The sequence below is a fragment of the Marinagarivorans sp. genome, from assembly GCF_982758155.1.
On record NZ_CEXWTU010000030.1, the window covers coordinates 27,368 to 30,981 of the forward strand.

Here is a 3,614-nt window from a genome sequence, read left to right on the forward strand (position 1 = left end):
CCTGTACCCTGCCAAGAGATTGTCCACCCCCCAGATTGACGACCAATATCGTCTGCCGCAGCCCCGACGACTAATACTTTGCTGCCTGGGTTAAGTGGGAGCGCATTATCGTTATTTTTAATTAATACCGCCGAGTCACGTACCGCTTTACGCGCTAACTCAAGATGCTCTGGCGCACCGAATAAGGCTTTGTTGCCGGCAAACTTACGTGCAGATGGCTTAGGGGCATCCATAATGCCAGCACGGAATTTACTGCGTAAAATACGACTGACCGCATCATCAATGCGTGCTTCAGGGATTACACCGTCGCGCACTTGCTGTACGGTATTTTCGATAAAGCTTTTCCAGTGTTCTGGCACCATGAACATATCCATGCCTGCGATAACAGATGCCGGGCAATTGTCCGGTTTGCAGCCTGTCACTAAGGCATGGCTATTCCAATCGCCCACAACAAAACCATCAAAACCTAAACGGTCTTTAAGAATATCGGTAAGCAGGTATTTATGCCCATGCATGCGCGTGCCTTGCCAGCTACTATGCGATGCCATAATCGACAATACACCCGACTCTATCGCAGTAAAGTAACCCGGAGCGTGAATGTCGATAAGCTCTTGTTCTGTGGCTAAGTTATCGGCACGGTCTACGCCATCAACCGTTCCGCCATCACCAATATAATGCTTGGCCGTTGCTAGCAAGCGTGTGCCATCCATAAAGGTGCCGTCTTTAATGGAACCCTGTAAACCTTCTACCGCGGCCTTGCCTAACGTGGCCACCATGGTTGCATCTTCACTGTAGCCTTCATAAGTACGGCCCCAGCGATCGTTGCGGGTTACCGATATTTCGGGGGCGAAGGTCCAGTCTTTACCCAGCACCATGGTCTCAATGGCCGTTACTTCACCAATTTGGCGCACTAGCTCTGCATCGTTCGTAGCACCCAGGCCAACGTTATGCGGGAAGATGGTCGCACCAATCACCTTATTATGGCCATGCATTGAATCCGTACCCCAGATTAATGGGATAGCCAAACCACCGTCACTGGCATCAGTCGCGGCAGCATAAAAAGCATCTAATTTAACCAACCAATCATCAATACTCGCGAACTTGTTGCCATCTAAGTAGCTACCGCCACCTTCTAGCACAGAACCTAGATGGTATTTTTTAACGTCTTCGGCGGTCACAAATCCGATTTCCGCTTGAGTCATTTGCCCGACTTTTTGCTCTAACGTCATTTGGCTTACAAGCTTCGCGACCTTGGCATTAATGTCGGCGGTTTGCTTAGGATCAAAAGGTGACTTTAGCTTTGGCCATAACATGGGGTTGAGCTGTTCGCTGGCGGGCTCGTTTATAGCGGCTTTGGCATCGGGCTTTGCAGGTGTATTACCACAGCCAGTGGTGCATAAAGCAGCAACCATTAAGCCGAGTAATAAATGTTTGGGGGGCAGCGCGCGCTTCATGGGCGTCCTCTATTTTTTATTGTCTAGTGTTATCGGTTTTTGAATGGGCCGAGTATAGCAGGGGAAAACCCGCCGCCTACAGCTCCCAGAATGATACGCGCGCCAATTCGCAGATATTCGATACTCCATAGGGCACAAAAACAACGCGACTGCGCACACAGTTTTACCCCTTAGATGATAACTCTGCATAACTCTTGATATGCGTCAATAAGCGCAACGCTGCGCTCTTGATAGGCTGGAGCTTATTATTACCGAGGGCAGCATTATGCGTTTCGAATTGACCGAAGCCTTAAACACCGCCAATAGGCTTATAACATCGCAGTTAGACTTACAAGACTGCACCTCCCACGGCGAGCCCATCATTAAAGAAGCGCGCTGCCAGCAATGCTTACAATTATCGGCCTGTAGTTGGCGTTTTCATGCATTAGTTGAGCACCCTGTTAGGGCAAGCGCGAGCCTGGCAGAGCTGCGCCGAGACTTTTCCTTGGCGCAGTTATTACTGCAACAAGCTGTTGATCAGCACAAACTATTGCCCAATGATCATGATGAGGCTAAAGCTTGGCTGCAACGTACCGCGGCACTGAATACAGGCAAGCTTGAAGAGGATCACTAAGGGGCGTGCATGAAATCACTTCCCGTTTTTGAATTCCTGGGTGCACGCCCCTAAAGTACATTTTTAGAAGCGCCTTAACCGTTACCGCCGACTCAACACCCCCAAAGTTAACCCCAATACTCGATAACGACGTCCACATTGGTAGCCTAGCTCGCATACCACAAGCATACTCAAGAGTAATATCACCGGTTCGACCAATCCCAGCGCGTGGCTTTTTAAGCCGTATAAACACACGACCAAAACCGTTTGATGCAGTATGTAATAACAAAAAATGCGATGGCGAAGGGGGGTAAGCCATCCATAATTGACCGTTAGAAATCGTGCCCCTAACGCGAGTGCGCTCAATAACCAGAACCATCGATTGGCCGAAAAAATGACACCTTTTATGGCCATAAAAAAACCACCATAAAGCGCTTCATCCCAAAATATCGGCAACTTGCCTACATATACCAGTACCATACAAAAGCAGGCTATCGCCAACACTAAAGCCGGCATGCATAACCGAGGCAGCTGCTGCCATAGCCTAGGTAACACAACGAATATTACGCCTATAAAAAATGCCCAGCCATAGCTCGCATGGTTAAACCAATCGCCGATAAAAGCATACGTTTTAGGGTAATCGGCATAAAGCCACTCACCGATTAGCCCAAGCACCAACACAGGCACCAGTAGTAAACCTGCCGAAAGCCCCCACCCACCTAAGCCACTATTGGGCTGCCAAAACCTAGCCTTAAACGAAAACACCCCCGCAAGAACAACGGCGATTAAGCTATAGCAAAGCACATACGGTAAAAACCACAGGTGGTTCCATGTCCACGGCAAAGGCTCAAAGCGGCCATAAACGGCGGGTAACTGCCCGAGTGGATTTAGATAATGCAGCAAGAAATCGATATAGCCCATGGCGGCGATAAAGCCTTTGTCTTTAAGCTCCACAAACACCTGTGGTGCCACCCAAATAAAGATCCCAGCAATAAGCGGTATACCAAGCTGCGTAATACGTAAGCGCCCCACCACCAAAGCGGGCTTGCGCTGCAGCATTATCGCCACCGCCATACCGCTCAATACAAACAATAAGTCCATGCGCCACTGATTACTCCAGAGCATCACAGCTTGCAGCCAGTGGCTTTGGTAATCGCTTTTAATATGCCAGCCCCATTCAGGCACATAGGCCATACCCAAGTGGTACAACATCAGTAATATAAAGGCTAACACCCTTAAGGCATCAACAGCGATTAGGCGCTCGGGAGGATTATTCAGCATTGGCTCGTTCCTTAAGAACATATGAAGAGACAACCATGCTGCCCGATAGTGATCCAAGAAGTGAACGCTAAGTGACTGATTATTATAAAGTTGTGATAAGCGGCAGTAGGCTGTGACGAGCACACAACATTAAAGCCGTCCTATCGAAGGCCCGCGTGACTATGAAAGTTAATTTTCGGTATAAGGGACGAGGCAATAATAGTTTGTCCAGTTAGGCGAAGAGGGCCTGCAGGGAAGCAGGTTATTAGAATAACGCAGGAGCAGTTATCGGATCGGCTTTCTTATCG

3 protein-coding genes are annotated in these 3,614 nt (G+C 48.9%); 1 reads left to right on the forward strand and 2 read right to left on the reverse strand.

Annotated features, from left to right (window positions below):
- The coding region (locus AC3A8L_RS05755; protein WP_487961281.1) for a glycoside hydrolase family 3 protein at nt 1-1,454 on the reverse strand (1,454 nt) is incomplete at its 3' end.
- Nucleotides 1,455-1,719: 265 nt separating this feature from the next.
- On the opposite strand from AC3A8L_RS05755, the gene AC3A8L_RS05760 reads away from it, so the two are divergent.
- On the forward strand, nt 1,720-2,067 hold the full coding sequence (locus tag AC3A8L_RS05760; RefSeq protein ID WP_487961282.1) for a hypothetical protein: 348 nt from the start codon (nt 1,720-1,722) through the stop codon (nt 2,065-2,067).
- Nucleotides 2,068-2,148: 81 nt separating this feature from the next.
- Here AC3A8L_RS05760 and AC3A8L_RS05765 read toward each other — a convergent pair whose 3' ends face one another.
- On the reverse strand, nt 2,149-3,327 hold the full coding sequence (locus tag AC3A8L_RS05765) for an acyltransferase family protein (RefSeq protein ID WP_487961283.1): 1,179 nt from the start codon (nt 3,325-3,327) through the stop codon (nt 2,149-2,151).
- Nucleotides 3,328-3,614: the final 287 nt, after the last annotated feature.

Coding starts and splice junctions, on each gene's coding strand:
- AC3A8L_RS05760 (WP_487961282.1), top strand. CDS start 1,720: ATGCGTTTCGAATTGACCGAAGCCTTAAACACCGCCAATAGGCTTATA.
- AC3A8L_RS05765 (WP_487961283.1), bottom strand. CDS start 3,327: ATGCTGAATAATCCTCCCGAGCGCCTAATCGCTGTTGATGCCTTAAGG.